The sequence below is a fragment of the Nostoc sp. FACHB-152 genome (assembly GCF_014697475.1).
Lineage (GTDB): Bacteria > Cyanobacteriota > Cyanobacteriia > Cyanobacteriales > Nostocaceae > Nostoc_B.
The window spans coordinates 85,072-107,960 of the sequence record NZ_JACJRV010000012.1 but is presented as its reverse complement, the minus strand read 5'-3'; the positions used below and the strand labels follow the sequence as shown (position 1 = coordinate 107,960).

At 39.4% G+C, this 22,889-nt stretch carries 25 protein-coding genes and 1 pseudogene; 14 read left to right on the top strand and 12 right to left on the bottom strand.

Annotation, left to right across the window (positions count from 1 at the left end; genetic code table 11):
* Window positions 1-28 precede the first annotated feature (28 nt).
* The 3 genes from H6G76_RS12945 to H6G76_RS12935 all read left to right on the top strand — a co-directional run bounded on the left by H6G76_RS12945 (window position 29) and on the right by H6G76_RS12935 (window position 1,992).
* Entirely contained in the window at window positions 29-1,105 is a 1,077-nt protein-coding gene (locus H6G76_RS12945) for a hypothetical protein (RefSeq protein WP_190700708.1), read from the top strand.
* A 141-nt stretch (window positions 1,106-1,246) separates the two neighbouring features.
* On the top strand, window positions 1,247-1,681 hold the full coding sequence (locus tag H6G76_RS12940; RefSeq protein ID WP_190700705.1) for a XisH family protein: 435 nt from the start codon (window positions 1,247-1,249) through the stop codon (window positions 1,679-1,681).
* On the top strand, window positions 1,651-1,992 hold the full coding sequence (locus H6G76_RS12935) for a XisI protein (RefSeq protein ID WP_190700701.1): 342 nt from the start codon (window positions 1,651-1,653) through the stop codon (window positions 1,990-1,992). The genes H6G76_RS12940 and H6G76_RS12935 overlap by 31 nt, the downstream gene beginning before the upstream one ends.
* 176 nt (window positions 1,993-2,168) lie before the next feature.
* Here H6G76_RS12935 and H6G76_RS12930 read toward each other — a convergent pair whose 3' ends face one another.
* Both H6G76_RS12930 and H6G76_RS12925 read right to left on the bottom strand, forming a co-directional pair.
* Complete coding sequence (locus tag H6G76_RS12930) at window positions 2,169-2,375, bottom strand: DUF6887 family protein (protein ID WP_190700699.1); 207 nt, start codon at window positions 2,373-2,375, stop codon at window positions 2,169-2,171.
* Window positions 2,372-2,545: a DUF6888 family protein gene (locus H6G76_RS12925; protein ID WP_190700696.1), complete on the bottom strand. Its 174-nt coding sequence runs from the start codon at window positions 2,543-2,545 to the stop codon at window positions 2,372-2,374. The genes H6G76_RS12930 and H6G76_RS12925 overlap by 4 nt, the downstream gene beginning before the upstream one ends.
* An 85-nt stretch (window positions 2,546-2,630) precedes the next feature.
* Between H6G76_RS12925 and H6G76_RS12920 the strand changes: the two genes are divergently transcribed.
* Window positions 2,631-2,942 carry a HigA family addiction module antitoxin gene (locus tag H6G76_RS12920; RefSeq protein ID WP_190700693.1) on the top strand — a complete coding sequence of 104 codons (312 nt, stop codon included), beginning with the start codon at window positions 2,631-2,633 and terminating at the stop codon, window positions 2,940-2,942.
* Between the two features lie 190 nt (window positions 2,943-3,132).
* Window positions 3,133-3,918, top strand: coding sequence for a GIY-YIG nuclease family protein (locus H6G76_RS12915; RefSeq protein ID WP_190700690.1), 786 nt, complete (start codon window positions 3,133-3,135; stop codon window positions 3,916-3,918).
* Between the two features lie 186 nt (window positions 3,919-4,104).
* Here H6G76_RS12915 and H6G76_RS12910 read toward each other — a convergent pair whose 3' ends face one another.
* Entirely contained in the window at window positions 4,105-4,503 is a 399-nt protein-coding gene (locus tag H6G76_RS12910; protein WP_190700687.1) for a type II toxin-antitoxin system VapC family toxin, read from the bottom strand.
* 6 nt (window positions 4,504-4,509) lie between these two features.
* On the bottom strand, window positions 4,510-4,743 hold the full coding sequence (locus H6G76_RS12905) for a hypothetical protein (RefSeq protein ID WP_190700684.1): 234 nt from the start codon (window positions 4,741-4,743) through the stop codon (window positions 4,510-4,512).
* Between the two features lie 202 nt (window positions 4,744-4,945).
* Here H6G76_RS12905 and H6G76_RS12900 point away from each other — a divergent pair, with 202 nt between their 5' ends.
* Window positions 4,946-5,521, top strand: coding sequence for a Uma2 family endonuclease (locus tag H6G76_RS12900; protein WP_190700682.1), 576 nt, complete (start codon window positions 4,946-4,948; stop codon window positions 5,519-5,521).
* A gap of 316 nt (window positions 5,522-5,837) precedes the next feature.
* Here H6G76_RS12900 and H6G76_RS12895 read toward each other — a convergent pair whose 3' ends face one another.
* Window positions 5,838-6,860, bottom strand: coding sequence for a diguanylate cyclase (locus H6G76_RS12895; protein WP_190700681.1), 1,023 nt, complete (start codon window positions 6,858-6,860; stop codon window positions 5,838-5,840).
* Between the two features lie 770 nt (window positions 6,861-7,630).
* A complete protein-coding gene (locus H6G76_RS12890) occupies window positions 7,631-7,840 on the bottom strand; it encodes a heavy-metal-associated domain-containing protein (protein WP_190700678.1) in 210 nt (69 codons plus the stop codon).
* A 516-nt stretch (window positions 7,841-8,356) separates the two neighbouring features.
* Here H6G76_RS12890 and alaS point away from each other — a divergent pair.
* From alaS to H6G76_RS38240, 4 genes and pseudogenes are all read left to right on the top strand, one after another.
* Entirely contained in the window at window positions 8,357-10,996 is a 2,640-nt protein-coding gene (gene alaS, locus H6G76_RS12885) for an alanine--tRNA ligase (RefSeq protein ID WP_190700676.1), read from the top strand.
* Between the two features lie 91 nt (window positions 10,997-11,087).
* Window positions 11,088-11,327, top strand: coding sequence for a type II toxin-antitoxin system Phd/YefM family antitoxin (locus tag H6G76_RS12880; protein ID WP_190700673.1), 240 nt, complete (start codon window positions 11,088-11,090; stop codon window positions 11,325-11,327).
* The gene (locus H6G76_RS12875; protein ID WP_190700670.1) at window positions 11,324-11,707 is read left to right on the top strand and encodes a type II toxin-antitoxin system VapC family toxin; all 384 of its coding nucleotides are present in this window, start codon (window positions 11,324-11,326) and stop codon (window positions 11,705-11,707) included. The genes H6G76_RS12880 and H6G76_RS12875 overlap by 4 nt, the downstream gene beginning before the upstream one ends.
* Window positions 11,708-11,741: 34 nt before the next feature.
* Window positions 11,742-11,828: pseudogene (locus H6G76_RS38240) on the top strand (Uma2 family endonuclease); the annotation flags it as partial.
* Window positions 11,829-11,998: 170 nt separating this feature from the next.
* Here H6G76_RS38240 and H6G76_RS12870 read toward each other — a convergent pair.
* The 3 genes from H6G76_RS12870 to H6G76_RS12860 are packed head-to-tail and all read right to left on the bottom strand — an operon-like array spanning window position 11,999 to window position 13,101.
* Window positions 11,999-12,460: a ferredoxin gene (locus H6G76_RS12870; protein ID WP_190700667.1), complete on the bottom strand. Its 462-nt coding sequence runs from the start codon at window positions 12,458-12,460 to the stop codon at window positions 11,999-12,001.
* A complete protein-coding gene (locus H6G76_RS12865; RefSeq protein ID WP_190700663.1) occupies window positions 12,460-12,846 on the bottom strand; it encodes a DUF1257 domain-containing protein in 387 nt (128 codons plus the stop codon). The genes H6G76_RS12870 and H6G76_RS12865 overlap by 1 nt, the downstream gene beginning before the upstream one ends.
* 42 nt (window positions 12,847-12,888) lie before the next feature.
* Window positions 12,889-13,101 (bottom strand): DUF2997 domain-containing protein, encoded by a 213-nt coding sequence (locus H6G76_RS12860; protein WP_190700660.1) that lies wholly within the window; start codon window positions 13,099-13,101, stop codon window positions 12,889-12,891.
* Between the two features lie 419 nt (window positions 13,102-13,520).
* On the opposite strand from H6G76_RS12860, the gene H6G76_RS12855 reads away from it, so the two are divergent.
* Window positions 13,521-13,688, top strand: coding sequence for a hypothetical protein (locus H6G76_RS12855; RefSeq protein WP_190700811.1), 168 nt, complete (start codon window positions 13,521-13,523; stop codon window positions 13,686-13,688).
* Window positions 13,689-13,951: 263 nt separating this feature from the next.
* On the opposite strand, the gene H6G76_RS12850 is transcribed toward H6G76_RS12855, so the two are convergent.
* Window positions 13,952-15,325, bottom strand: coding sequence for an alpha-amylase family glycosyl hydrolase (locus tag H6G76_RS12850; protein WP_199337360.1), 1,374 nt, complete (start codon window positions 15,323-15,325; stop codon window positions 13,952-13,954).
* Between the two features lie 660 nt (window positions 15,326-15,985).
* A complete protein-coding gene (locus tag H6G76_RS12845) occupies window positions 15,986-17,959 on the bottom strand; it encodes an AarF/ABC1/UbiB kinase family protein (RefSeq protein ID WP_190700657.1) in 1,974 nt (657 codons plus the stop codon).
* A gap of 357 nt (window positions 17,960-18,316) precedes the next feature.
* Here H6G76_RS12845 and H6G76_RS12840 point away from each other — a divergent pair, with 357 nt between their 5' ends.
* The 3 genes from H6G76_RS12840 (at window position 18,317) to H6G76_RS12830 (ending at window position 20,936) form a co-directional block, all read left to right on the top strand.
* Window positions 18,317-19,753 carry a phosphoglucomutase/phosphomannomutase family protein gene (locus H6G76_RS12840; protein WP_190700654.1) on the top strand — a complete coding sequence of 479 codons (1,437 nt, stop codon included), beginning with the start codon at window positions 18,317-18,319 and terminating at the stop codon, window positions 19,751-19,753.
* A 75-nt stretch (window positions 19,754-19,828) separates the two neighbouring features.
* The gene (rdgB, locus tag H6G76_RS12835; RefSeq protein WP_190700651.1) at window positions 19,829-20,437 is read left to right on the top strand and encodes an RdgB/HAM1 family non-canonical purine NTP pyrophosphatase; all 609 of its coding nucleotides are present in this window, start codon (window positions 19,829-19,831) and stop codon (window positions 20,435-20,437) included.
* Between the two features lie 28 nt (window positions 20,438-20,465).
* A complete protein-coding gene (locus H6G76_RS12830) occupies window positions 20,466-20,936 on the top strand; it encodes a CRR6 family NdhI maturation factor (RefSeq protein ID WP_190700648.1) in 471 nt (156 codons plus the stop codon).
* Between the two features lie 361 nt (window positions 20,937-21,297).
* Here the strand turns inward: H6G76_RS12830 and H6G76_RS12825 are convergent, their stop codons facing one another.
* The gene (locus H6G76_RS12825) at window positions 21,298-22,338 is read right to left on the bottom strand and encodes an aliphatic sulfonate ABC transporter substrate-binding protein (RefSeq protein ID WP_190700645.1); all 1,041 of its coding nucleotides are present in this window, start codon (window positions 22,336-22,338) and stop codon (window positions 21,298-21,300) included.
* Window positions 22,339-22,889: the final 551 nt, after the last annotated feature.

Below are 22,889 nucleotides of genomic sequence, written 5' to 3'. Positions count from 1 at the left end.
TGTTAGAAAGACAAAAAAGAAAAAATAAATGCCTGCAAATCGATCAACATCTGCTGGGCTAGAGTATGGCCCTACAGCTATTTTGAGAAATGATTGGATCGATCATGAGCGATTCCGTCATAGAATAAATGATGAGACTGGAAAAGCAGAATTCCTTAGAGCTATTGAGCAAATACAATCACTATCAATCGAAATTGATACAGATTTTATAGAAGCTGTTGAATGGGATTTGAGAATAAACGCAGATATTTTACTTGATTTAAATATTTATAATGGTCGATTATATGTTGGTTCAAACACAGGGCTTTATCATCTTGATCTTGACTGGGAATCAGAAAGTCTTGCACCAATTGATGATACTAAAAAACGCACTGATGCAAAGTGTATTCACACAACAGCTAAGTATGGCACAGTAAATGCCTCATGTGGTTCTGACGGATGGTTCTCATTTTTAGACGATTTTGATTTAGGAATTAATGATGGTCGACAAGAGAAACATATTTCAGAATACTCCCTGCGAACTGCTTGGCTGGATTTTGATATTGTCAATTATCCGACAACTGTCACCCCAACTTTATTTAATAGTGTTAGAACTGCATTTCTAGAAGAAGTAATTGAATCAAAGAATAACTTAGAACAAGAAAAATGGATTGTTACAGATTTAGAAGAACAAAATAAGTTTGATTTAAACAGTCTATTCGTAAAATTAAACTCTGGAAATGCAATTGATCCAGAAGATTTGCAATTTGTTCATAATAGTTCTCAAGCTTTGTTTCTTAGTACGTATAATGGTGAACTACTTGCATTAGGATTAAAGAGAAGTGGTTCTTCTGCTCCTACAGTTTCGTATGTAAGAAAATACGAAGGACTAGGAAGTTTGGTTTCTAGTATTCATACAATTAGTATAGGAAATGGACCAGGACTTGTATTAGAAATGGAAGGAGAAGTTATTTTATTCGCGCGTCGTAAATTTACTAATATATTTGATAGCGAAGTGATATCTATTCGCACGTTTGCACGTTCAAAACATTACAGAAATATTACAAGCATCACAACATCCAATGAGGTCGTATTAATTGCAACTTTTGATGAAGAAGCATACTAGTATTAAGATCCCTAATATTTCAGTGGATATAGATAGAACAAGCACATAAGCTAGAGGTTAAATTACTGTTTAAGGGTATAGAAAATATGCGATCGCCTGCACAATTAGTATAATTTATCTAGTCTAGATTACCAGAAAGAAATGCCAGCTAAGGACATTTACCATGATGCTGTTAAAAATGCCTTAATTAAAGATGGCTGGACAATTACGGCTGATCCTTATTTTTTGCAGTATGAAGATGCTGAACTTTATGCTGATTTATTTGTAGAAAAAGCCTTACTAGCTGAACAAGAAGGACGGAAAATAGTTGTTGAAATCAAGAGCTTCATCAGCCCTTCTCTGATGAAAGATTTTCAAAATGCTTTGGGTCAATATATTTTATACCGTGACATTTTACAATTAGCAAATAAAAATTATGATATATATCTAGCTATTAGAGATACAATCTTTGATAGCTTCTTTCAACGAAAATCTATTCAAGCAGTTGTAGAACTTCATCAGATTAAACTTATTGTTTTTAACAATGAAAGAGAGGAAATTACTTTATGGACAAAATGGCAGAGTATCGTAAGTTAATTAAACAAGTGCTTACTGAATATGATAATTTATCTCGCAAATCACCTGAGACTAATTACGAAACTAGTTTAGTATTTGATGAAAATCATGACCATTATCTATGGTTAGCTGTAGATTGGCAAGGCAGCAAGCGAATTAAATATACTTATGTTCATGTTCGGATTAAGAATGAAAAAATTTATATAGAGGAAGACTATACAGAGGAGGGAATAGCAACTGAATTAATGAGATTAGGTGTAACTAACAATGATATTGTGCTTGCTTTTCATCCTCCCGATGTGAGAAAATTCACAGATTTTGCAACAGCTTAATCAATTGCTAGTTTTTTATACAGGCGATCGCATTAGGAATGTGCAGAGTGCGATCACTCATCCTGGCACACAGGCGTTAGCGTAGCTTACCGAAGGTATCGAGTTTGGGAATGTGGAATGAGATGGTACATCTTTTCATACAGACACAGGTGGTCACAACTTCCAGGCTGAGAAACTTATATTTCCTTGTTTATTTTACCTTTCAGATATTCTGCGATCGCTTCAGCTACATCTTCTTCAGGTTTATACACCCGTGAGCGTGGTTTCTGTTGATGAAGCTTGTCAAGGTAAGCTTGTAAAGCTTCCTCATCATCCCGATGCTCTATGATGTAGGCTCGAAGTTCAATTGTGGTCATGGTAGCAAAGTCTGGTTTGACACTCATACAAACTCCCATTCTCCAGTAGGCTTAATCTCAAGATTAATTTCTTCTTTTGCCAGAATAATTACATTCCCAGTGCGCTGATCCAGAGTCACCAGGTCTATAGAGCAGTACTTGATGGTAAGATCGCAGCAAAGTTGAAAACATTTCAACGCCTGTGCTGTGGTAGGCATCGCTATTTTCCTATAATAATATATAGCTTGAAGATTATCACTAATTTATAGTGTCAGTTGAATATTAAATGGTTGGTCATTGATTATGAATAACTGGCAAGATATTACTCAAGATAGATTAGTCAGACCAATACATCCTGGTGAAGTAATTGCAGATATCATAGATGATTTAGATATTGATATCCCTAAATTTGCAGAAATTTTAGGGATATCTAATCAAGTAGTTAATGAAATGATTCATGGTCAAAGATCAATTACAGTAGATATCGCAATCCGTCTTGGTAAAGCTTTAGGGAATGGGCCAAGACTTTGGCTCAATCTTCAGCAAAAATTTGATATTTGGGACGCTTTGCAAAGCCATAAAGAAGAATATGAGCAAGTGATGACATTGGTGTAGAAGAAGAAAGCTTTTGTAATAGCTTACCTTCTACACTTATCTGATTTTTCTGTTCACTAACTGTCTACATTTAGTAGAAGCACACAATTTGCTGTATTTTGAGTGACAAAAGTTGCGTAATTCATTGATGAAATAGAACGGATGAACTATCATAGTAAGAAAGATTTTGTAAAACTTCGTGAGGCTTTGAGTGAATCCTGGCTACATATACGCTCTAGAAAACAGGTCATTCGCAAGTCACATTCTTAAAATTGGTAGGACAACGCGAGAACCAGACATTCGCGCAAAGGAAATTTATCGTGGTGCGTCTGGAGTTCCTGAACCATTCAATATTGCTTTTGCTTGTAAGGTTGCTGATTGTGAAATAGCAGAGAAGACAATTCATCGAAAATTCAACGCATATAGAAGTAATAAGGATAGAGAGTTTTTCATTATTCCTATTGGAGTTGCAAAAAAAGTTATCCTTAGTGTTTGCCAAGAAGTTAATAAAGTATTTGGGTTCTCCACTGATGAGCTAGTTGTTATTGACATCCCAATGATTGATATCCTAGAAGACTGTGCTGAAGACTCATGCGAAGTGGTTATGCTTAGTATGAGTAGTGTAGTTTATTCTCCTATAGGAACAAGTTTGCTAAGTGATGAACAGAAAGAAAGAGTCGAAATAATAGCAGAAATCTTTGCAGATGTTTTTCCACGCACTGTAGATGCTTGGATTATGGATTTATCCCGTGATCATAACCCAGAGAAAGAAATTGAGATTTGGGAAAACATTGCTACAGCTTTTTTAAAAATTGCAGAAGTTCAATTCTTTAGTCAGGATCAAAAGAAAGAAGTATTTTATCTTTTGTTTCTACGATCTATGATGTCAGCTAGTAAAGTTCTTGAACAATTTAAATTAAAAAATTTCTCTAGAAAAACAGCAAAGGAAATTCTAAGTAAATACAAACTCGCTCCAAAACCAATTGTAATTCGATGAAACGCTTTAGGTTCGATATTAATATCAAAATGTACCATTCTTCCACGATAAATGATCGTATTTGGGAATGTTGAGTGCGATCGCTCATTTTTTCAAACAGGCGATCGCCTACAGTGTAATCATAGAATCAGCGATCGCATTAGGATTGTGGAGAGCGCGATCGCTACAATAAACTTTATCTAGAAACTACCAAATAACACTAACCAAACCCGAAGCAGTTATATTTTGGTCGCAAGTTAATAACTGCACACCATCACCGTTATTTGCTAAAAGTAACGCAGTAGCTACAATTTGTCTATCATGCATTTCATGAATAGCAGATAGGCTCATAGTCATTGCAATTACATCTTTATCAAGTGGATAAATAACCACACGAGAGTCAGCTTCTACTGCGGAAATTATATCTTGAGGATGAGGAATAGATGTTCTACCTCTTTCCACAATCCAAACAGCTTCAGCTAAAGTAGTCGCAGGAATAACTAATTGTGAATCAGGATGAGAAAGGAGAGCTTTAGCATTCGCACCTAAGCGGGTATTACCTTCAAGAAACCAGATAAGAGCATGAGTATCTATAACGTACTTCATAACTACTTATGACCAGTTTAAGCTATCATCACCATCCCCATGAAATTCAGCAATTTGAAAATCTGCTTCTGTTGATTGTTGATTTCCAGAGAACATCCCAAACTGCATTATTTGGTTTGTCTGTTGAGTTTTTTTTGACTCTAGAAAAGTGACAATTACAATACTTTCTGAAATATCACTTGGTAATTCTGTAAGTTCTACCTTACCGTTTTTGTAAACGCCTTCGATTGATTGCAACATAATTTTAATGAATTCAAATTCTGCTTATACTTGTTTTGCTCTAAATTAAATATACACAGATAATCATTCTGTGGGTCACTGAGCGTGAAAGCTTAATCAACTGCTAGGTTTTCAAACAGGCGATCGCTGTGGGAATGTGCAGAGGTGCGATCGCCGAGAGGATAAAATAGTTTATAGGCTTTAAATATTAGCTGCCATTACCATGAATGCTTTCACCGTCAATCTGCAATCAGTCTTAGAACTGACAGATGAGCAATTTTTTAAGCTATGTCAAGCAAACCGCGATTTAAGATTTGAACGCACCGCTTCGGGAGAATTAATTATCATGCCACCTACGGGGGGAGGAACGGGGAATCGTAATGCAGGAATTACTGCTCAACTTTGGATTTGGAACGAACAAGATAAACAGGGTATAGTTTTTGATTCCTCGACTTGTTTTAAATTGCCTAACGGCGCAGATCGTTCACCTGATGCGGCTTGGATAAAGTTAGAAAGATGGAATGCTTTAACTGAAGAAGAAAAGGAAAAGTTTCCGCCGATTGTGCCTGATTTTGTTATTGAGTTACTTTCTCCAAGTGATAATTTGAAAGTTACTCAGGAAAAAATGAAGGAATATATAGATAATGGTGTGCGTTTAGGCTTTTTAATTAATCGTAAATCTCGACAAGTGGAGATTTATAGACTAGGAAAAGATGTTGAGATATTAGAATCTCCGCCAACAGTGTCAGGGGAAGATGTTTTAAATGGGTTTTTGCTAAACTTAGATATGATTTTGTGAGCAAGTTAGATAAATTAAGAGAGTGTATTAATGCTCACCAAACCCAATATTTACTCTAATACAGTTATTTTATGTTAACTAATACTAATTTGAAAAAAGAATGCGACACATAAATAAGACCCCTCCTCTTGGTAAGGGTGCCGTCAGGCGGGTGGGGTATCTGTCGCAAACATTATTTGAATTGGTATAAGTTGAAATAGTTAAAGTATTCTGTAAGAAAACAAGGTGTTTATTAGCAAGACGTTGAGAGACGCGAAATCTCGCGTCTCTCAAGTGCCTTTACAAGTACACATATCTATTTTCATATCTAATTTATTTACGAAGAAACAGCCTTGAGATGTGAAAAAGGAGAGTGCTTCCAACTTACAGCTTGGTTACGCCCAGATGCTTTTGCATCTAAAAGACATTGATCGGCACGATTTAGTAAGCTAAGACCTTTATTGTCATCATCGGGTTGCAGGGTAGCAACGCCTAAGCTAATTGTGACAGGAATAGTTAGGTTTTCGTTAATGGCAAATGGTTGTTCACCGACTATGCGATTTAGACGTTCTGCAACTATCATTGCTTCATCGCCAGTGGTGTTAGTCAGAACCACGACAAATTCTTCACCGCCAAAACGAAATGGAGTGTCTTTAGAACGCAGGTTGTGTCGCAAACGTTGAGATAATAACTGTAACAGGCGATCGCCTACTAAATGTCCATAGGTATCGTTCACTTTTTTAAAATAATCGACATCTAGAATAATCAAACTCAATGGGCCTCCTTGAGTACGAGATTTTTTAATTTGTCTCGGTAAGTCCCATTCTAAAGCCCGACGATTACTAATTTCGGTTAACGAATCTGCTAATGCGATCGCTGATAATAAATCATTTGTCCGCATTAAATCACGATACTTTTGCGCTTTTCGTAAACCAACGTTCAATTGAGATAATATTAATTGATGTTGTGCTGCTACACTTGGTGACTTGTTATATTTCGTTTCATCAAGCATTTGCCAAATATAAGCATCAGCACCTTGTCTTAGTGCAGTAGCAGTAGTTTCCCATTCCCATTCCAAACCCTGCTGGCTTCTAGCAGCAAGCTCGTAGGGACGATCCTCAAAGAGAATACAATATACCCAAGATAGTTGTGGTTGATTTTTTAACCAACCACATAATTCTATGCTTCCATCCAGGCTAGCTTGCACCAATATAACATCAGGTGGGTTGATTTGTATGTTTGATACAGCCTGATGAAAATCAGCATTGATTTCTAAACTAAAAACGCTTGTATCAAGGATTTGATCGGGAAGTGTAGTTAAAAATGTATCTCTTCCAAAAACCAGAATAGAAATGTTCATTTTTGTGATTGCTGCCTTATTTTACAATAAAATTACCTAGTATTTTCCAAGTACGAATATGTCAGTATTCTTGTTATGGGGAATTCTCCCCATCTTTGATAGTCATAACTTCAAATTAATAAGATACTGTTAATTTTAATATCCTCTTAATCTTTTTAATACTGACGCTAATATACCCAGTAAACTCTCTGATTTTGCTAATTCATGCCTTTCTTAATGCGGTTTTTTAAACAGTATAAATACGGAATTTACATTTAATTTTTCAACTATAAATATAGTCGTTAAGTGTTAAAGAGATAACCGTATTTTCCCGATCAAATAGATAAATTGATTTTATTTATAAGTAAATTTTTCGAGATAGATTAATGTTAAAAAAAATATAAAATTTTCGTCTTATCCGTAAAAACCTAGATGCTAATCAATATTGCCAATGTTATGTAACAAAGGGCGATCAGGCTTTATATGCAGGAAAAAGCCTTGAGTTACAGAACAATGAGCAGCTACAAAAACCAGCAAGAGTTAAAATAGCCAGTATTTTAGCTGTATGAATTGTTGAGATTTTAATTAATCAAAAGTTAGTTTTTTGAAAAACGCGAAGCTACTAGTGAATTTACAGAAAAAGTTTAAAGTTTATTTATATACATTTTTTTGTACTACTGTACATATCGAAATTCTTTAACGTCAACTCCAGACTGTTTATTAGGCGGAAGCATTAACATAAAATTATTACAGTAAAACTGTCTAGATCTAAAAATTTTATTAAATTTAAGTCAACCTGCCTGATAACCTTCAATGGTATAACCAGCCGCAACAATTGCCTGTTTAATAGATTCTTCGGAAACTGCGGATTCTACTTTGACAGTTTTGGCTTGAACATTAATATCAATCCGAGCATCTGAATCTACTACACGGATAGAATCTGTAATTGTTTCAGCACAGCCATCACAAGCAATATTAGGTACGTTTAGTGTTAATGCCATTACTGACCTCACTAGATATTCAATGCATACTTCACAAATAAATGATTTCATTCATAGAGCGATCGCACATCTAGCTAAAGTAAGGTAGCAATAATACAAGTATAGAAATATACGATAATATTAAAGTTATCAGTGTAAGTAAAAATTACTAGCAACAAAACCAAACAAAATGCAAAAATAAAGTTAAGAGTGGAGAGTAGTGCAGAAAGATATTCATGCTTTGTTGTAAGCGTTGATGTCGATGGGTGTATAGCTTAAAAACAGTGAAAAGCTTTAGCTTGAGAATAAATTAACCACTATCCCTACTCCTGACTCTCTTTCCTGGTGTGAGTAGTTGATGACGGCTAATAGTAGATACAGGTTACAGAAGTAGCTACCCTAATAGTTATATGTCGTCTTGTGCGGCATACTTCGTCCACATAAAGGATGAAGGCTGAAATTGACACTACCCTCCAAGAATTCACCCGCAGGGTGTCTACATACTTCAAACTTTATACTTAATACTTTAGTTCACCCATGTCTTCTAATCCCTACCTCAGCGGTAACGAAATTCGTACCTTATTCCTTGACTTCTATGCCCAACGGGAACACCAAATTCTCCCCAGTGCTTCCCTCGTGCCTGAAGATCCAACCGTGCTGCTGACGATCGCGGGGATGTTACCATTTAAGCCGATATTCCTGGGACAGCGCACACCCGAATTTAAAAGAGCAACCACATCGCAAAAGTGCATCCGTACTAACGATATTGAAAATGTCGGACGCACCAAACGGCATCATACTTTCTTTGAAATGCTGGGTAACTTCAGCTTTGGTGATTATTTTAAAGAACAAGCGATCGCTTGGGGTTGGGAAATTTCCACACAAGTTTTTGGCTTTTCTCCCCAAAACCTCGTTGTCAGCGTCTTTGAAGAGGACGACGAAGCTTTTGAAATCTGGCGCGACAAAATTGGTGTACCCGAAGCTAGAATTCAACGGATGGGTGCAGATGATAACTTTTGGGCATCTGGCCCGACTGGCCCTTGCGGCCCTTGTTCGGAAATTTATTACGACTTCCACCCCGAACGCGGCGACGACAATATTGATTTAGAAGATGACACCCGGTTTATCGAGTTCTATAACTTGGTATTCATGCAATACAACCGCGATGCAGCCGGGAATTTAACACCACTGCAAAATAAGAATATAGATACAGGCATGGGTTTGGAGAGAATGGCGCAAATTCTCCAAAAAGTGCCAAATAACTATGAAACAGATTTGATTTTCCCGATTATTAAAACAGCAGCCCAAATTGCTGGCATTGATTATCATACCAGCGACGAGAACATCAAAGTATCTTTAAAAGTAATTGGTGATCATGTACGTTCTGTAGTTCACATGATTGCTGATGAAATCCGCGCCTCGAATGTAGGACGGGGTTATGTGTTGCGGCGATTAATTCGGCGGGTGGTACGTCATGGTCGATTACTTGGCATTTCAGGAAATTTTATCACCCAAGTTGCGGAAACTGCGATCGCTCTTTCGGAATCAGCTTACCCCAATGTTCGCCAACGGGAAGCATCCATCAAAGCAGAACTCGAACGGGAAGAATCGAATTTCCTCAAAACTTTGGATAGAGGCGAGAAACTGCTTGATGAGATAATTCAACAACTGAAGCAGCAAGGACAAACCGAAATTAGTGGGGAAAGTGCTTTCACTCTGTACGATACCTACGGTTTTCCCTTAGAACTTACTCAAGAAATCGCCGAGGAAAACAACCTCACCGTTGATGTTGAGGGATTCAACGTCGAAATGCAAAAGCAGGTGGAACGTGCAAAAGCTGCACACGAAACCATCGATTTAACTGTGCAAGGTTCCCTCGACAAACTAGCAGAACATATCCACGCTACTGAGTTCTTGGGTTATACTCAACCTGCGACGACAGCAAAAGTAGAAGTATTACTAGTAAGTGGAATCGCCCAAGAGGAAGCTGAAGTGGGAACAGATGTGCAAATCGTTCTCAACCAAACCCCATTCTATGCTGAATCTGGGGGACAAATAGGCGATCGCGGTTATATCACAGGCGATGGTATTGTAGTCCGGGTTGAAGATGTCAAGAAAGAATCTGATTTCTTCGTTCACTTCGGACGCATTGAACGCGGAACCCTGCGTGTAGGTGATACTGTTACCGCCCAAATTGATAACGCTTGTCGTCGTCGCGCCCAAGCTAACCATACTGCAACCCACTTACTGCAAGCTGCGTTAAAGAAAATCGTTGATGAAGGCATATCTCAAGCTGGTTCTCTCGTTTCTTTTGACAGATTGCGGTTTGACTTCAACTGTCCCCGTGCTTTGACAGCCGAAGAAGTCCAGCAAGTTGAGGAACAGGTGAATACTTGGATTGCTGAAGCCCACTCCGCAAAAATCGAAATATTACCCTTAGCTGAAGCGAAAGCTAGAGGTGCTGTTGCCATGTTCGGGGAAAAATACGGAGAAGAAGTCCGCGTCATCGATTTTCCTAGCGTGTCGATGGAACTATGCGGAGGTACGCACGTAAGTAATACTGCGGAGATTGGCGTATTCAAGATTATCTCTGAAGCTGGCGTTGCGTCTGGTGTGCGGCGAATTGAAGCGGTTTCCGGCCCAGCGATATTAGATTACCTCAATATTCGGGATAAAGTAGTCAAAGATTTAAGCGATCGCTTTAAAGTTAAACCCGAAGAACTACCAGAGAGAATCACTACTCTGCAAACTGAACTGAGAAACGCCGAGAAGCAACTAGAAACGCTGAAAGGACAACTAGCGATCGCTAAATCAGACAGCTTACTAGAAACAGCCCAAATAGTAGGCGACCATAAAATCATTGTTGCCCAACTCGAAGGCGTTGACCCGGAATCTTTGAAAACTGCTGCGGAACGCTTACTGCAAAAAATCGGTAACGGTGCAGTGGTGTTGGGTTCTGTACCGGAAGCTGGCAAAGTTAGCATAGTTGCAGCATTCAGTCCAGAGGTGAACAAGAAAGGTTTGCAGGCTGGGAAATTTGTCGGTGCGATCGCTAAAATCTGCGGCGGCGGCGGTGGCGGTAGACCCAACCTAGCCCAAGCTGGCGGCCGCGATGACAGTAAATTACCAGAAGCATTAGAACAAGCTCAGAGTGAGTTAACTTCTGCTTTGAGTTAATTTATTGTAAGGCAGGCATATTGCCTGCCTGAGATTTAGAATCGAGTTAGGCCGTGTATCCTTCTGTTACCGCTACGCCGAAATATCTCAAATGCAGAAAGTTACAGTTGATGAAATCCAACAAGATCCCTTAAAGTATCTCAATCAAGTTGAGGCAGGTGAAAGTTTTATTATTATTCAAGCAGATAAAGAAATTGCTGAACTAAAACCAATTCAAAGCACTAACAAGCTGCTACGACCTTTCGGTTTATGTGCAGGAGAGTTTACTGTACCTGATGATTTTGATGAACCTTTACCTGAAGAGATTTTGAATGCTTTTGAAGGCAAATGAAAATTCTCTTAGACACTCATATATTTTTATGGTTTATTAGTAGCGATAATCGTTTATCGACAGATATTATAAATTCTATTCGCAATCCAGATAACCAGATTTATCTCAGCGTTGTCTCAATATGGGAATGCATTATTAAATATCAATTGGGCAAGCTACCACTACCAGAGTCTCCTGAAATATATATTCCTAAACAACGCGATCGCCATCAAATTGTAAATCTTGATTTAGACGAAGGTAGCGTTACTCAACTTGCGAGTTTACCAGCACTGCACAAAGATCCCTTCGATAGAATGTTAATCTGTCAGTCTTTACAGCATGGACTAACGATTGCGACAGTTGATTCAGCAATTCGCGCTTACAGTATTAGTATTATTTAATAATTTTTGACACAAAGTGGATATAAGCCCACAGGTGGAAGTTCTAAAATCTCCTAAAACCTTTTCTGGTGAAAATGTGTTACCTGGATTTGTACTCAATCTGCAAAAAATTTGGCAATAATTAGATGAGACTTCTTACTCAAAAAGTTAGTTGTCTTTAAGTCTTTGCGCCTCTGCACCTTTGCGTGAGACTTAAAATTCTTCCTCTCCAACATTCATGCAAAAAATATATTGAAAAATAAAAGGACTGGCTGAACCAGTCCTGTAATACATTTATTTAATTTGTTTATTTTAATAACGGGATTTTTTGTGTTTGAGTTTTTGCTTTTTCCGCCGTTTTTCAGAAGCGGCAACTGCCAGTTCTACCGGATAGCCTACAACAGGAATCACTTGATATTTGCGCTCATCTTCTAACTTTCTTAGTTCTGTATAATTTACCCAATGGATGCAATCAACCGGACAAGTGTCAATTGCTTCTTGGATAACTTCTTCCGCGTCCCCATCTTGTCGGATTACGCGCGATCGCCCGTAATCTGGTTCAATGTAAAAAGTATTTCGCGCAACATGGGCGCAGTGTTTACAGCCAATACAGGTGATTTCGTCAACATAAACACCCTTTTGCCGCAACACTCCACCTAATTCAGGTTCCAAACCAGAACGTTCTGGGTCATCCCGCAAAAAACCGCCTAACTCTGGTTCCAAACCGGAACGGTTATCATCCTGTTCATCCGGCAAAGGCAGAAAGTCAGCCATTACGCACTCCAGCGTTGTACTACTAAGCGAATAGAACCGTCTGAATTTTTTTGCTGTTCAGTAACTTGAAAGCCTGCCATTGCAGTTTCTTTCACAACTGTCTGGAAAGCATAACGCTGAGTTACTTGACGCAAGAAACCGTCTACAGACAGATTTTGCTGCCAGTATTGTAAATCAGCTACTAATTCATACTCCTTGCCATTCCATCTAAAGCCGATGTCATAGCCATTTTCCTGCTCAATGGTAACTTCCGCAGGATGGGTTTGACCGCGATAGCCACGTACCTCACGAGGGCCGGGTTTCCAGTCGATGCCCAATTCAGTTAGCGCATCTTTTAAGGATTCAAGGTTACGGATTTGAGTCTTAATTTGGCTAAAGTGTGACATGGTGGTTGTAAATCGACGACAATAAACTGTTGGACAGAAAACTTACCATTCGCTGTAAGTAGCTTGGGTATTCGCTAGGTTAGATTGTTGTACCTGATTATTAGCGAAATATTCTGAGGTTGGCTCTTGACTAAGTACTTGCCCCAGCTGTGCTTCAATTGCTGCTGTAACCTCAGCACAAGAAGCACCCACAATGCCAGTGACTTTCTCTTGTACCCGACCGTCTGGATAAATTATGAATTCTAATGTCTCCATGCTTTTGGCCAACCACGATAGTAAGCTTGGACTGTACTCCTTAGCACAATGCTAAAAAGCTTGTCCTCGGAACATTGTTACTTAGATACAAAATTGCCATTTTTTAACTAATGTTCCATCTCTCAATATAAATATCTCAGAAAATTAACAAAAGTTATTATTTTAATAAGTCATCACGTCTGTCATTAGTTAGTCTCTCTTAACCTTCTGGAATAGTCAAGTTTAGAACTGAGCTTGTAAACTCAGCTAGAAAAGCCTGATATATAGCCACTAGCGGTAGTATAACTAGCTAAGACGTTCACAAAACTATGTAATTTATTGAAAAAGTCTATCATTATTATTTGATTTAACCTATTCTCTCTAGGGTGATAAATGCTGAGAGTCAGAGGTTAGATCCAAGTATCATCTTATGGCTATGTATGTTAAGTAGCATAGTGAGCGATCGCCGAGGTAAATCGACAGAAATATTGCGCTTACACGCAGAACTAGAAAAAGACGACTTCCATGTAGTGTATTTTGAGTCTAGTGAAGACTTAGTAACAACCGATGTCGATATTGCGGATGTCATGCCAATACGGTTCGGATAAGCATTTTGAACTCAGAATTGGTTTGGGGAAAAGGTGAGCCAGCGCGGTCTTGGGGGTTTCCCCCATGAGCGACTGGCGTTAGCGCAGCGTTAGCGAGCTTGCGAGCGTCACCCCGAAGGGGTTAAAGGGTAAGGGTTAAAGGTTTTTTCTTCTCCTTTCCCCTTTAACCGAACCGTATTGTGTACACGGTAGCCGTTGACGGGGAGGGATTCATCGGTTTTAGTAAGTAATCAAGCGGACATGATATTAGCCTTTTAACTTGTCTAGCATTGATCAAAAGGTTCTCGGATAAAGTAGAGTGCATCGCGTCTTTGAATTTCCATACCACCTCTATTGCGAGTTCCCCAACGAGTGATAAATTTTTTGCCGTTACGACGCTCAACAGCAACGGTAAAATTATTACGGAGTTCTCGATAACATCCTTCTAAATTAGTCAGGGTTAAATCCAATGCTGGGATATTAAATTGGTTCTCTGCTTTATTGACCACAAAAAATCCTTCACTACCTCGCTCCATCAGCAACACAGTTGAACTATTAACAGCAGCCAAAACATTTTCTTTGACGTTTTTGCCTTCATTTCCCCGTTGACGCATAATCTGGCGGAACTTGACTCCATATTTAATAAAAGGAGCATCGGCATTATCCCAGTTAAGCACTAGAGGAGTACCACTTTCTCTGGCTAGTACATAAGCTGTGGCTAAATAAGAGTCAGTGCGATCGCTGTAGGGATTGATTGCAAAGGTGTTAAGTTCGCTGATAGTATCGTGATTTCTGCCAAAGGTGACGCTACGGGGATCATTCACAGCTGTGGGAACTCGCAGCGACTTTAAATCTCCACCAAAAGTAAAGGCATTTTTCATCGAGTTGTAAAGAATAAAATCTGTCACAGATGCGATCGCGTTATAATCTTCTGCCTTAGTATCACTATCTGAAATTACTTCTAAATAATTCCAAGTTTTTCCTTTGCTTTCTCTATCAACATAGCTGATGTACTCTTTCACAACATCTTCTGGCATATGCTTGGCTGCATCAAACCGGAATCCATCAATTCCCAAATCGAGTAATTTTTTTAAATGAGCTTTTTGAATTTTCTTTACATTGTCAGTAAATTTTAAATCAGGAAGTCCGCCTAACCAACAATTAATTTCTGAATCTCTATTGCGATCGCTATAGTCAATTCCACAAGGTTTTTTCCCTGGACTGTCTGAAGCAGAATTAAAATCACTGACAGAAAGACCAGGAAATTTAGTTAAGTCTTCAAAATCTTCATCGCCATCCAAATTCGCCATATGATTGAAAACAACATCAGCAATAACTTTGACATTACAACTGTGGGCTTTATCAATCAGTTTTTTTAAATCTGCTTCAGAACCTCTACCTTCAATCACGCTATAGTCTACAGGTTGATAGCGCGCCCACCATTGTGTACTGGGGTTAGATTTCTGCGTTGGCGGAGTTTGAATATGAGAATACCCTTGCTTACCTAATTCACAAACAAACTTTTCAATCTCGCTATATGTTTGATCAAAAGCATGAAATATAGCAGTGGGAGTTTCTGCTGCTAATATCTTAAGAGGAGCAACACAAATAGTACCGATGATTACTACTCGACTCAAGATAGTTTTCATGAGATGCATAAATTTACTTTTATGGAGTTTTTAGTCAGTTTAATTGCTAATTAAACTTGCAATAAAAATATAACTGCTATGTTGAATTATCAATAGACCTCTTGCATAAATATTTTTTTGTCTCACGCAGAGGAGGCAGCGCGTTGCGGGGGTTCCCACGACAGTCCGCTCAAGTCGGGAAACCCGCCCACGCGGCTGTCTCCCCGTTGTAGCGACTGCCGTCGCGCAAAGGCACAAAGAAAGAATTTAAAAGTTGGACTTTTGCAAGCGGTCTAATAATACCAATTTGAAAAAAGAATGCGACACATAAATAAGACCCCTGCCCTTGCCAAGGGGAGGGTGCCGTCAGGCGGGTGGGGTATCTGTTGCAAACATTATTTGAATTGGTATACTTAATAAAAATTTTTTAATATCACCGGATAGGGATAAAAAAAGAGTGAAAGATGGAAATCTCCTCATTCACTCTGCATGAGATATTCTTAATACTCCTATCGTGGCTAACTGGCAAGATGGAAGCTTTTGTGCTTAAAAGTTGCACAATTGAAATTTTGGGCTTCAAATCTTCTCCCCTGCTCCTCTGCTTCCCGGCTCCCTTGCAGTCTCAACAAACAAATTAAGTGATTATTAGCTTAGGAGCGATCGCCCTTCCTGCCAGATGAGATACTGATGTTAACTAACCTTTCTCATTTGCTCGATATCTTCTGCGGCTAACAACTCCCGAATTAATCGGGCTAAAGACTTCTGCACCAACCGCAACCCAATTTGCTGACCCAATTGCTGCACACCAGGATTTACTAATAATTGTACCAATCGCGGAGCCATCTCTAAGGGGTCAAAGCCGCGAGTTTCTTGCAGAATTTGCAAAATCCGTTTGATATGCTCTAAGGTTTGTTCTTGTTCAACTGTTGCTGCTGGTGTTTCGTTAATGGCGGTTAAGCCTACTCTTTCGCGCAACAAGTAGGTGAAGTTATGCAAAACATTTTTACTTAAAGCATTAGCACTATTGACAAATTCATCTACCAATCTGTCACGGATAAATGAACCACGTTCAGAAGATAAGAAATCTATTCCCTGATTTAATACTAAATTAAAGTCGTAGTCTTCATTATTCCGGGCATTGCGTAACAAATTTTCTAAACGATTCCAACGGAATTTGCCTTCTTTAAACAGTAAGTCTCGTAGTGATGTTCTTAATTGTGGTGCTGGGTCGGTTAACAGGCGTTTAGAAACGTAAGGATAAGCTTCGCTGAGAACTTTGAAATTAGGATCTATATAGATAGCAATCCCTTCGAGTGTCACCAAAGAGCGAATAATTAACGCGTAGTAGGGAGGAACGCGGAAAGGATACTCGTACATCAACGCCGAAAGTTCATCAGTGATACTTTTAATGTTGAGTTCCGCTACACTTGCGCCTTGAGCATCAGCAAATACTCTGGCAAATGCGGGGATAATTGGTGTGAGGTCTGTGTCTGGTGATAAAAACTCTAGGTTGACGTAATCTTGAGCCAAACCTTCAAAATCACGGTTAACTACGTGAACGATCGCCTCTATTAAACCATACCGTTGCGGTGGTTTAATCTCGCTCATCATCCCAAAGTCTAGGTAAGCCAATTTCCCATCGGTTGTGGCTAACAAGTTACCAGGATGGGGGTCAGCATGGAAAAATCCATGTTCTAACAACTGGCGCAGAGAACACTGCACACCCACTTCAATTAAATAACGCGCATCTATGCCTTGCGCCTTGATTTCTTCTGTCTGCGTTAATTTAGTACCGTTAATCCACTCCATCGTCAATACGCGACGATTGGTATATTCCCAGTAAATTTTCGGTACATAGACATCTTTCATATGTCCGTACAGTTGAAAAAAGCGTTCCGCATTTTCGCCTTCATGAATGTAATCCATTTCTTCAAAAATGCGATCGCCTAATTCATCCAGAATCCCAACTAAATCACTCCGCACCCGTTTAACATTTTTTTGTACCCAACCAGCAATGCGGCGCAAAATATATAAGTCAATCGTAATGCGCTCTCGCAAATCAGGACGCTGCACTTTCACAGCAACTTCTTCACCAGTTTTCAGCTTCCCTTTATAAACTTGTCCCAAAGAAGCCGCCGCAATTGGCTGGGGTGACAATTCTGTATAAATTTCTTCTGGTGGTGCGCCTAGTTCTTCTTGTATAAACTGATATGCTATTTCGTTAGGAAAAGGCGGTAATTGGTCTTGTAACTTAGTTAACTCTTCTAAGAAAACAGGCGGTACTAAATCCGGTCTGGTGGACAAAGCTTGCCCAATTTTGATGTAAGCAGGCCCCAACTTTGTCAGCAGTTCCCGCAACTGCACCGCGCGGCGACGGTCGTTTTTCACAACAATTCCCCGTTTGCTGTCCCACCACAACCCCAAAACAAAAGCCAGAGTTGGTCGCAATACCGTCGTAATTCGCTGCAACACTTGCAACGGTCTCTTTTGGTAATGTGCCGCAACATCTACAGGATTGTATAGAATTGCTTCAGAATCGGCATTTTTAATTAACGACGGGCTACGCACAACCAAAGTTTGTGTACCATTGTCTGATACCACTTCAGTTACTTGTAGTTCGCCCTCAATCGATTGGGAAGTCGGGGGAAGTGTCTTAACCATCATCAAGAAAGCCACCAGTCGAATGGAGTATGTTAAGTATTGTAACAATAGGTTTACCTATCAACATCCCTAAATTTAGGGAGTTTAATTAGCATTGTCCGAAAAATCTTTTTGCGGCTACTACTACTCAAAATATTTATTTACACCGCTAGTTCTTAGTCTAAGAGATCCTCGACATTTTAAAAAAATCGGAAATCTGATCATGTAACCGCACTAGCAGTATTGTCACTGACTAAAAATAGAATCGTCCTTTCTCCTATTGCCTATTGCCTATTGCCTCTTCCCCTTCACTAGACTCTTTTTTTACTTTATAAACTGTACAAATGCTAGAATCCTCTGATGGACAGATAGGATATCCCGATGCCAGTTGTAGCTAGCTCAATTAAATTTGGTACAGATGGCTGGCGGGGCGTTATTGGTGACGAATTCACCTTTGAACGCCTAGCCCTAGTAGCACCAGTTGCAGCCAAAGTATTATATGATACATATTATTCCACAGTTGGTAGCCGAACTATTATTGTCGGTTACGATCGCAGATTTATGGCAGAAGACTTTGCTCGTGCTGTCGCCAATGCCGTCACTGCTGTAGGATTTGATGTTTTATTAAGTGAAAGCTACGCCCCAACTCCAGCTTTTAGTTGGGCTGCCAAACAACTTAACGCTTTAGGCGCGTTAGTTATTACAGCTAGTCATAATCCTGGCCCATATTTAGGATTAAAAGTCAAGGGTTATTTTGGTGGTTCGGTATCACCAGAAATTACTAAAGAGATAGAAGCACTGTTGCCCACAGGAGTACCGATAGCAGAGACCCCTGGCAAAATAGAAAAGTTTGACCCTTGGCCCAGTTACACCGCAGGGCTAGAAGGGAAAGTAGATATTGCCAAAATTCGGCAAGCGATCGCCTCTGGTAAGCTAACTGTATTTGCTGATGTTATGCACGGGGCGGCTGCTAGCGGACTAGGGAGACTATTAGGCGATCAGGTAAAAGAACTCAACAGCAACCGCGACCCCCTATTTGGTGGTGGTGCGCCGGAACCATTGCCTAAATATCTTTCTGAACTATTTAAAGTCATCAAAAATCACCGCCAAACCAATCAATCAGGTTTAACCGTTGGTTTAGTATTTGATGGAGACTGCGATCGCATCGCGGCGGTAGATCAAGAAGCCAACTTCTTAAGTTCTCAAATATTAATTCCGATATTAATCGACCACTTAACCTTAAGGCGTGGCTTTACAGGTGAAATCATTAAAACAGTTAGTGGTTCTGACTTAATTCCTCGCGTGGCAAAGTTGCACAACTTGTCACTGTTTGAAACACCTGTTGGCTACAAATACATCGCTGACAGAATGTTAGTATCGCAAGTATTGCTGGGTGGTGAAGAATCTGGCGGTATTGGCTATGGTAGCCATATTCCAGAACGGGATGCACTACTGTCAGCATTGTATGTCCTAGAGGCAATTGTTGAATCTGGGCAAGACTTGAGCGAATATTACCGCCACTTGCAACAGCAAACAGATTTTAACTCCGCCTACGATCGCATTGATTTGCCCTTAGCCAGTATGGAAGTGCGATCGCGTCTTTTACAACAACTACAAACTCAACCCTTAACCGAGATTGCAGGTAAAGCCGTAATTGATTGTCAAACAATTGACGGTTATAAATTCCGCCTCGCTGACAATAGCTGGTTAATGATTCGCTTTAGCGGTACTGAACCAGTTCTGCGCCTCTACTGCGAAGCCCCCACAATCGAACAAGTACATCAAACTCTTGATTGGGCAAGACAGTGGGCAGAGTAAAATGAGTTAACAGTTATCAGTTGTCAGTTATCACCTTTAACTGTTAACTGTTAACTGTTAACTGTTAACTGAAATATGACAAAACTACTCGTAGTCGCCACAAGCAATCAAGGTAAATTGCGTGAAATGCAAGCTTACCTAGCAAGTTCTGGTTGGGAATTAACTCTTAAACCTGAAGACCTAGAAGTTGAAGAAACAGGCGATACATTTGCTGCTAACGCCTGTTTAAAAGCATCCGAAGTCGCCAAAGCTACAGGGAAATGGGCGATCGCAGATGATTCTGGCTTACAGGTAGATGCTTTGAATGGTGCGCCAGGAGTATTTTCGGCGCGTTATGGCAAAACCGACGCAGACCGAATTGCTAGGCTACTCAAAGAATTAGGTAACGAAACTAATAGACAAGCACAATTTATGTGTGCAGTTGCGATCGCGCGTCCTGATGGTGAGATAGTTCTGCAATGTGAAGGTATTTGTCGTGGAGAAATTCTTCACGCACAGCGTGGTGAAGGTGGTTTCGGCTACGATCCTGTGTTTTACGTTCCCGAAAAGCAGCTGACCTTTGCCCAAATGACACCAGAGGTAAAAAAATCAGTTAGTCATCGTGGTAAAGCCTTTGCAGCTTTACTACCACAATTGAATACAATACTGAGTGCTGAATCAAATTCATACTTCCTATTTTTATAGACGTAGCAATTACCATTCACAAATTACTATGACTATTGCGATCGCACTCAACACTGACTCAATTAACACATTAGATTTGTCACCGGCTGTAACGGTAATTGAACAACTGCTGCAAGAAGGAGTTGCTACCTATGAACAGCAGTTAACCTTTGATATCGATTACCCCCTAGAACCTGGCGACCCCCGCGAACTTTCAGAAGTTCCAGAGTTACGGCTGTGGTTTATCCGCCTAGATGCCAAATATCCTTGGTTGCTTTTTTTACTAGATTGGAAAGCCGGAGAATTGGGTCGTTACACCGCCATGCTTGTACCGCACCAATTCAGTTCTAAAGAAGGCATTCAATATAATCCCGAAGCTTTAGAAATATTTTTGATGCACAAAATATTTGTTTTAACTGATTGGTTAAAACAGCAAGAGATTCCCAGTACATCACGGCTGAAATCTATGGCGCAAATGCTAGGTTATGAATTAGATGAGGGGTTATTCGAGATGTTTTAAACTTAGTGAGAACTTACGCAACATAGCAGGGGACAAGCAACAGAGGTAAAAGTGCTTTGGTATCTAAGTTTTATCATTTACCAATGCTCTAACTAAGTTGGCTATTGCTATTATTCTCTGAAACTCTTATTCCTCTGCGAACTCTGCGCTTCTGCGGTTTGTATTCCCCTTATTTACAGCAGATTGCAAGTGAATGAGGTACAAATTTTCTTCAATAAGCTATATACAACAGCCTTGCATTCCTGTTCCCAAGGTCAACTCCAATAGACGTGAATACCAAGAGTGCGAGCCGCTCTTGGTATTCACGTCTTCGTAAAAGATATCGCTAACTTAATAGCCTAATAAACCTACCTCTACCTGTTTAAGGAATATTATCAGGTATGATAGCTTGATATAATATCGGAGCAAGAATGCCTTCTTTGATATCAATTTTACGCGAGATGACTTTTTCTTGAAAATAGAAATCAGCAACGCCCTGCTGTTCGGCAATGATAGCCGGAGTCAGTCTTCTCAATTTATAAGTACGACGACGTGCCACCTTATCTGCAACTGATGGGGCTAATTTCTGTTCAGTAACTAAGATTTTGGCATAGTCGCTTGGGTTTTTTTCAGCCGCTTCTCCTACTTTCTGTGCTTCTTCTAAAAACACTCGCACCAATTGCGGATTTTGGGTCACAAAATTACGCCTGCCAATATAAAAGCCGTTGAGAGTATTAATTCCTGCTGCATTTCTTAGAACCCGAATTGGGGTCGTATTTTCCACTTCAGCTAAAAGGGGATCGCCTCCCACCCAAGCGTCAGCCTTGTCTTGAATAAAGGCATCGCGGGCTTGAGATGGAGTCAAAGCAACAACTTGAATATCGCTAAATTTTAACCCTAACTCTTTCAAAGCTTTTGCTAGTAAATATTGTGCATTCGACCCTACTTGAAAAGCAATTTTCTTACCTTTAAGATCTGCTACTTTCTTAATGGAAGAATTAGCTTTCACCACAATACCCTGATTTTGACCATTAGTGGGTGTACGTCCAGTAAGATAGACAACTTCAGGGATGACACCTGGGCGTGCAGCTTGGGAAAATATTGGAGGTGTCTCTCCTACATTACCGATATCTACCTTACCTGCATTCAACGCTTCTATCAATTGTGGCCCTGCTGCGAATGGCCCAACCCAATTCACAGTTACTCCCAATGCTTTGAAACGTGGCTCAACAACTTTCTTGGATTTGACAAGATCACCAGAACTTTGATACGCCAAGTTAATTACTTTAGCGTTTGTCTGCGCTTGGGTGCTTTGCACAAGGCTATCCACCAACGGAGATGATAAAGCAAATAGTCCCAGTACAGAATATTGGAAAATACGCTTTAAAGTTGTACGGCGTTGTGGTTGAAATGGCTTGTTCATGTTTTGTAATTTTTCTAGTCAGTTTTAGCTTTTAAGTTCTGAGTCTTACTCTCTTTAAGCAAGTAAGATAATTGGAAGTTTTTCTATTAACCTCCTAGAACACCAATTGAGTATTCAAAGTTGAGATTGCACTAATTCAACCAATCTATTTTTGGCTGTCGGAAATTGGTGTTCTAGTTGGTTGAAGAAAAAATATTTATTTTTTTAGCTATAGCAATCTTATTGGATTGACAAACTGCTTATGAGGGCAATAGGCAATAGATTTGTTTGAATCTTATTTAGGACTGCTATATCTCTGAAATGATTGCTATTTATCTTTGTTTTTCAGTTTAGAGCTTATACATTTTTAAATTTAAAGGAAGTGTTGATAAACACTTTTTTTGAATAAAAAAATAATTTAAATAGTTTATACTTTAATGAGATAGTAAAAGTCTCACAAATAATATTTGTTTGTTTTAAAATTGAAATATAGCTAATAAATTAAGCTAATTATATTAATTGATCTAATAATTTAAAATATCTACTTGAATTTCTTACAAGTGAGTATAGTG

Bases quoted from the DNA above. Each gene is read 5' to 3' on its own strand.
- H6G76_RS12850 (WP_199337360.1), bottom strand. From the start codon at position 15,325: ATGCATCTCATGAAAACTATCTTGAGTCGAGTAGTAATCATCGGTACT.
- H6G76_RS12930 (WP_190700699.1), bottom strand. From the start codon at position 2,375: ATGAGTGTCAAACCAGACTTTGCTACCATGACCACAATTGAACTTCGA.
- H6G76_RS12945 (WP_190700708.1), top strand. From the start codon at position 29: ATGCCTGCAAATCGATCAACATCTGCTGGGCTAGAGTATGGCCCTACA.
- H6G76_RS12925 (WP_190700696.1), bottom strand. From the start codon at position 2,545: ATGCCTACCACAGCACAGGCGTTGAAATGTTTTCAACTTTGCTGCGAT.
- H6G76_RS12855 (WP_190700811.1), top strand. From the start codon at position 13,521: ATGTTAAGTAGCATAGTGAGCGATCGCCGAGGTAAATCGACAGAAATA.
- H6G76_RS12860 (WP_190700660.1), bottom strand. From the start codon at position 13,101: ATGGAGACATTAGAATTCATAATTTATCCAGACGGTCGGGTACAAGAG.
- H6G76_RS12825 (WP_190700645.1), bottom strand. From the start codon at position 22,338: ATGAACAAGCCATTTCAACCACAACGCCGTACAACTTTAAAGCGTATT.
- H6G76_RS12935 (WP_190700701.1), top strand. From the start codon at position 1,651: ATGGACAAAATGGCAGAGTATCGTAAGTTAATTAAACAAGTGCTTACT.
- H6G76_RS12890 (WP_190700678.1), bottom strand. From the start codon at position 7,840: ATGGCATTAACACTAAACGTACCTAATATTGCTTGTGATGGCTGTGCT.
- H6G76_RS12870 (WP_190700667.1), bottom strand. From the start codon at position 12,460: ATGGCTGACTTTCTGCCTTTGCCGGATGAACAGGATGATAACCGTTCC.
- H6G76_RS12840 (WP_190700654.1), top strand. From the start codon at position 18,317: ATGCCAGTTGTAGCTAGCTCAATTAAATTTGGTACAGATGGCTGGCGG.
- rdgB (WP_190700651.1), top strand. From the start codon at position 19,829: ATGACAAAACTACTCGTAGTCGCCACAAGCAATCAAGGTAAATTGCGT.
- H6G76_RS12895 (WP_190700681.1), bottom strand. From the start codon at position 6,860: ATGAACATTTCTATTCTGGTTTTTGGAAGAGATACATTTTTAACTACA.
- H6G76_RS12865 (WP_190700663.1), bottom strand. From the start codon at position 12,846: ATGTCACACTTTAGCCAAATTAAGACTCAAATCCGTAACCTTGAATCC.
- alaS (WP_190700676.1), top strand. From the start codon at position 8,357: ATGTCTTCTAATCCCTACCTCAGCGGTAACGAAATTCGTACCTTATTC.
- H6G76_RS12905 (WP_190700684.1), bottom strand. From the start codon at position 4,743: ATGTTGCAATCAATCGAAGGCGTTTACAAAAACGGTAAGGTAGAACTT.
- H6G76_RS12880 (WP_190700673.1), top strand. From the start codon at position 11,088: ATGCAGAAAGTTACAGTTGATGAAATCCAACAAGATCCCTTAAAGTAT.
- H6G76_RS12920 (WP_190700693.1), top strand. From the start codon at position 2,631: ATGAATAACTGGCAAGATATTACTCAAGATAGATTAGTCAGACCAATA.
- H6G76_RS12900 (WP_190700682.1), top strand. From the start codon at position 4,946: ATGAATGCTTTCACCGTCAATCTGCAATCAGTCTTAGAACTGACAGAT.
- H6G76_RS12875 (WP_190700670.1), top strand. From the start codon at position 11,324: ATGAAAATTCTCTTAGACACTCATATATTTTTATGGTTTATTAGTAGC.
- H6G76_RS12830 (WP_190700648.1), top strand. From the start codon at position 20,466: ATGACTATTGCGATCGCACTCAACACTGACTCAATTAACACATTAGAT.
- H6G76_RS12910 (WP_190700687.1), bottom strand. From the start codon at position 4,503: ATGAAGTACGTTATAGATACTCATGCTCTTATCTGGTTTCTTGAAGGT.
- H6G76_RS12845 (WP_190700657.1), bottom strand. From the start codon at position 17,959: ATGATGGTTAAGACACTTCCCCCGACTTCCCAATCGATTGAGGGCGAA.
- H6G76_RS12940 (WP_190700705.1), top strand. From the start codon at position 1,247: ATGCCAGCTAAGGACATTTACCATGATGCTGTTAAAAATGCCTTAATT.